General features: G+C 52.8%; 4 protein-coding genes and 1 pseudogene. 4 read left to right on the plus strand and 1 reads right to left on the minus strand.

The window, feature by feature from the left end:
- Window positions 1-69 precede the first annotated feature (69 nt).
- Both DJ69_RS11270 and DJ69_RS11275 read left to right on the plus strand, forming a co-directional pair.
- Window positions 70-1,216, plus strand: a pseudogene (locus tag DJ69_RS11270) (ISH3 family transposase).
- A gap of 319 nt (window positions 1,217-1,535) precedes the next feature.
- The gene (locus DJ69_RS11275) at window positions 1,536-1,880 is read left to right on the plus strand and encodes a cupin domain-containing protein (RefSeq protein ID WP_099255695.1); all 345 of its coding nucleotides are present in this window, start codon (window positions 1,536-1,538) and stop codon (window positions 1,878-1,880) included.
- 142 nt (window positions 1,881-2,022) lie between these two features.
- Here DJ69_RS11275 and DJ69_RS11280 read toward each other — a convergent pair whose 3' ends face one another.
- Window positions 2,023-2,811: a 2-amino-3,7-dideoxy-D-threo-hept-6-ulosonate synthase gene (locus tag DJ69_RS11280; RefSeq protein ID WP_099255696.1), complete on the minus strand. Its 789-nt coding sequence runs from the start codon at window positions 2,809-2,811 to the stop codon at window positions 2,023-2,025.
- Window positions 2,812-2,993: 182 nt separating this feature from the next.
- Here DJ69_RS11280 and DJ69_RS11285 point away from each other — a divergent pair, with 182 nt between their 5' ends.
- Both DJ69_RS11285 and DJ69_RS11290 read left to right on the plus strand, forming a co-directional pair.
- Complete coding sequence (locus DJ69_RS11285) at window positions 2,994-3,794, plus strand: electron transfer flavoprotein subunit beta/FixA family protein (RefSeq protein WP_099255698.1); 801 nt, start codon at window positions 2,994-2,996, stop codon at window positions 3,792-3,794.
- The gene (locus tag DJ69_RS11290) at window positions 3,791-4,762 is read left to right on the plus strand and encodes an electron transfer flavoprotein subunit alpha/FixB family protein (protein WP_099255697.1); all 972 of its coding nucleotides are present in this window, start codon (window positions 3,791-3,793) and stop codon (window positions 4,760-4,762) included. The genes DJ69_RS11285 and DJ69_RS11290 overlap by 4 nt, the downstream gene beginning before the upstream one ends.
- Window positions 4,763-5,286 lie beyond the last annotated feature (524 nt).

Raw genomic sequence — 5,286 nt, forward strand, 5'->3', positions numbered from 1 at the left:
CGGATTCAACAGAGCAGAATATTCACTACCTCACAAAGCACGTTAGTTGAGAGGCCTGCGTGTTGAGATGTGTCCAAGCACAATCAACAAGCAGACGGGGGAATTCACGAGGACCAGTTCCTTAACTTCCTCGTCAACACGCTCGACAAGGAAATTTCGCTCAGCCTCGGTAACAACGCAGAAATCGAGTCTGAAGACATTCACGAGGACCTCGATCTCTGAATTCTGCGAATCCGGTGACGACTCACCCCACGAAAACACGGTCATGTACCATCTCCGCCAGAAATTCGACCTTGCATCCGTTGAACGAGTTGGGAACGCATTTTTCCAGAAGGACGTGCTGGGGATCCTCCCCGAGCAGGCGGAGATCGTCGCTGACCTCCACCAGCGGTCCTACTACGGTGACGAAAACGAGACAGATAGCCTCTATCATTCAGAAACCAAGCGTGGAACCACGGCATACTACACCTACGCGACATTCTACGCGCGTGTAAAGAACAAACGCTACACGCTCACGCTGGCGGTGCGCCGTCCCGTTGACGGCGACACCGCCAGCAGCGTCCTGCCGAGTTCCTCGGAATTCTTGACGGCCGTGAGCTCGGCGTCAAGGCCGCCTATCTTGATCGCAAATTCTAATAGCAACTGTCTCACGCTGCTTCAGGCACGCAACCACGCCCACGTGATGCCAATCGTCCGGGGAGGAAGACAATCAAGCAGGAACTCTCGAAAAGATGGAGTCGCGTCATCCAGCATGACCTGACGGCTAAACTCGACGATCACAGCTGGACCGTCGATCTTCTCGTCTACATCGACTGTACCTACCAGAACGGGCAATACGGCGAACATGGCGTGGCGCGTCACGGCTACACCGCCGACGCGCCGTTCATCGACACGCCACGCGAGGCTCGATACGACTACGCGAAATGCTTCAGTATCGAGGCCAGCTATCGGCTCTCCGAGCAAAGCATGGCGACGACCACAACACAGAATCCGGTCGTACAGCTGTTGTACGTCGTGGTGATCCTGCCCTTACAGAACGTGTGGTGGTATCTGCACTGGGAGTACGTGGCGACGCCCCTCCGTAGCGGGCGTCGCCTCTGGAAGTGGTCGTTCGCGGGGTTCATCAGTATGGTGTGTCGGGCAGCGTGGACGGTCCTCGCGGTGCGTCGAGCCGTCCCCCGCAAATCGGTCACCTGATGACCGGTTCCATCGGTAGTCACTGACCAAGTACGCCTCGACGTGAGTGGCAACGCTGTCGTGTCAGCGTCTGACCGCCGCCGACAACGACAGATCCCTCTTCTCTCAGCGTCCTTGCTCGCCACAAACGGCTCATCAGGGGCATACTGGTGAGCTCAGATTGGGTTAGCTGACAACGCTTTATGAGGTACTGAATATCGGTGATGTACCACCGAGATCGCCGCTTGGCTTGTATCTATGCGAATAGTCTCTGAACAGAGATACTGAGCTCCTGGTAGCGATGACAAACAGCGCCAAAAGAATTATAACTATAGTATGACTTGTTATGACCGCCCAAGATGAAAACCACTACTATAGAGAACGCAGAAACTTACGAACCTGAGGAAGGCTGGCAGCGTAAATCATTGGCAGAGACCGATCTATTTTCTTTCGAGTGGTTCGAGAAGCCACCGGGTCACTCGTCGCCAATGCACGATCACGAAAACGAACAGGTTTGCATCGTTCTTGAAGGTGAGTTGACGATCTATACCGAGAATGACCAAGTAACGCTCACGGAACATGATGCCGCACAGCTCGAATCCTGGGAAGAGCATCGAGTGGAAAACACCGGTGACGAACTAGCGGTTGGTCTTGACGTGTTCGCACCTGGGCGAAGTTTCGACTTCTGGACAGACAGAGAGTAGTTCGTCAGCGACAAGTCAGAGGTTTACTTTTATTTTTGTAGATCACCAGTGCATTAGACACGACGGTCTCTGTGACTGCAGTAGCTTTCAAGCGGTATATTTTTATAAAACTTATCGAATTCAACTTAGAGCCCGGCTATCGTTACTCTGCCAGCTCGGCGATGTCCATTGCTTCCGGGACGCTCTTATCGTTATGAACGATGGTTGAAACCCCACGAGCCATCGCCTCCGGATCGTCGTGCTGGAATACCGACCGACCCATGGAAACACCCGCTGCACCTGCGTCCATTGCCCCACGTACGTTCTGCAACATTTGTCGATCAGTCTGCGGATCGCCGCCAGCCATAATGACGGGAATGTCGACCGTATCCGGGACAAGTTTGTACGTCTCTGCATTCCCAGAGTAGGCAGTCTTCGCAATATCAGCGTCCATCTCCTCGGCGATCCGTACCGCGTGTGCTAGGTTCTCCGCATCGTGTTCGTCTACATCGGGACCCCTCGCGTATGTCATGGCTAGTACCGGCATCCCATACTCGTGGGCGACTTCTGTAACTGATGCCAACTGCTCCAGTTGTCGGGGTTCGTGGTTACTCCCGATGTTTAAGTGTATCGAAACCGCGTCTGCGCCGGCTCGAACCGCCTCTTTTACTGTGCCAGTTATTCGCTTATCGTTTGCGTCCGGCCCCATAGTTGTAGACGCGTTTAGATGGATGACGTAGCCTCTACCATTCTTGTTCGGGTGCACGCGATTGGCTAGGCCCTTCTGTGTCAACACACTGTCTGCCCCGCCGCGCGTCACCGCGTTTATCGTCGATTCTATGTCTTTGAGACCTTTTGTCGCCCCGATTGTAATTCCGTGGTCCATCGGGATGTTAACCATTTTTCCGTCTGTCGAAATGCGCTCCAGCCGTGCGGTCAGACCAGGTGTCATGTACATATACCGGTCCAACAGGGACTTAACTCATTTGGCTTCGGTATCCATTACCAGAAATTGTCCTCTATTGTCATTTAATCGCCAGAATAATCATATAGTAGTAGTCTAATTTTCACTTCTCGTTGTAACGACCGTACAATTGAAGTTGTTATGGAATAGTAACTTGGATGGAGTACCAGATGAAAGTTCTTGTCACGGTCAAAGAGGTGGCTATCGTTCAGGATGGCTTCGAGATCACCGGTACAGAGATCAACGATGACCACCTTGATTATGACCTTAACGAGTGGGACAACTATGCAGTCGAGGAGGCCGTTCAATTGGCTGAGGCTGGCGACGATGTCGAGGTCGTAGCAGTTACCATTGGTGCTGAACACAGCGAGGAGACGATCCGTATCGCACTGGCGAAGGGGGTAGACCGCGCAGTCCGCGTCTGGGATGAGACCATCGCGGATGCCGACTTGCTCGACGTGGAGACTAAATCTCGGTTGCTGGGGGCAGTTGTAGAACGTGAGGACCCTGACCTAGTACTATCCGGGGTACAGGCTAATGACGACAGCTTCGGTGCGACTGGGGTTGCACTTGCAGAAGAAGTTGGATTCCAGTGGTCGGCAGTGGTGAACGCACTCAACACTGAGACTGTACTAGATAGCGGTGTTGCGTCAGTTCGTCGAGAACTAGAGGGTGGTGTTGAGGAGTTAACGGATGTCGACCTTCCAGCAGTACTTACCATCCAGACGGGGATCAACGAGCCGCGGTACGCGAGCTTGCGTGGCATCCGACAGGCACAGTCCAAAGATATTACCACATGTACGATTGAGGACTTGGGCTTGAGTGAGGACGTTGTTGAGTCCAGCCTCGATATCACCGATATGTACAAACCGGAGAGCAAAAGCGATGCGGAATACTTTGACGGCGAAGCTGACGAACAGGCTGCGCAATTGGCGGATATCCTCCAAAATAAGGGGGTGGTGACAGAATGACAGTGCTCGTCATCGCTGACCACCGGCGCGGCGATCTCCGTGATGTATCGTTTGAACTCTTGACAGCGGGCCGTGAGCTTGCGGACGCCGCCGGCACCGATCTGCATGCGGCTGTCATCTCCGGAAACACGGAGGCCTTCGCAGATGAGCTGAACCGTGAGGGTGTCGACACGGTTCACGCCGTCGACTATGGCAAAGAATTTAATCATGATGTGTACTCACAGGCGGTGACTGAGCTCACCAAAAGCTTGGAGGTAGATTTTTTACTTGTACCGAACAGTGTGAACGGACTTGATTACGCGCCCGCTGTGGCATCCCGAGTCAACTGGCCATACGTCTCTGATGCGGTCGGCCTCGATTACTCGGACGGCACTCTCGGGGTCACGCGCGAAATGTACGGATCGAAGGTTGAGACGACCGTTGAGATCGATGACGGACAATCCGTGGTGTCCATCCGCGATGCAGAGTGGCCGCCTGCCAAGGGTGACGGCAACGCCCCAGTTTTGACATTTAACGCAGATATCAACGAGGAATCCATCGGCTCAACGGTGACGGGCTTCAAGGAAGTCGGTGGTGGCGAAGTCGACATTAGCGAGGCCGATTTCCTAGTCTCTATCGGTCGTGGTATTGAGGAAGAAGAGAATCTGGAACTCGTCGAAGAGCTCGTTAATGTTACCGATGCGATGTTGTCCGCCTCTCGCCCAGTCGTTGACAACGGCTGGCTGGAAAAAAACCGTCAGGTTGGTCAATCGGGTAAGAAGGTAGCTCCGGATGTTTACTTGGCGATTGGCATCTCAGGCGCTGTTCAACACGTCGCCGGTATGAAAAACAGCGAGACTATTGTCGCTATCAACACTGACCCTAATGCCCCAATATTTGACATCGCTGACTACGGTATCGTCGGCGATCTCTTCGATGTCCTTCCCGAACTTATCAAGCAATTCGGGGCCGAACCACCAAATTTTTGATCTTCTGATAGTGATGGTGGTGTGACGAAAGGCCTGGCCATCGGACCCTATGAGTTTGGGTATTCATGCATCCACTATATCTCTGGCTGATACCACCCCATATATTCACGTATCTCCAAAAAAATTAAATAAACTTTGGGAGGAGCGGAACGAGATTTTGACTTTCCAGGAGATCTGAACCTTGCCGGGAGCCACCCAGACGCCGGGGGAACGAGCGAAACAACAGGCTTCGACGTAACAACAGTTCGTATCTTTGCTTAAAAAAGATTGTGAGTTGTACAAAACATATATTGTACAAACGGGAGCAGTGGGGACGACGAAAGGATGTACAAGAGTAGTGTGGAGGCCATGGGATCCATCGGATACAATTACCACACGTGGCCCGGTTGTGGACTGGATTTCGACATCGACATTATAGTAGAATCTGGAATTCTTTGTGTGGCCAGCTAGAGGAGAACAGTTCTATCAACCGATTTTCGGAGGCTTACTGAAAATGTGTGAAGATACTTCTGGAGCCCACTATA

The organism is Halorubrum persicum (genome assembly GCF_002727125.1).
Lineage (GTDB): Archaea > Halobacteriota > Halobacteria > Halobacteriales > Haloferacaceae > Halorubrum > Halorubrum persicum.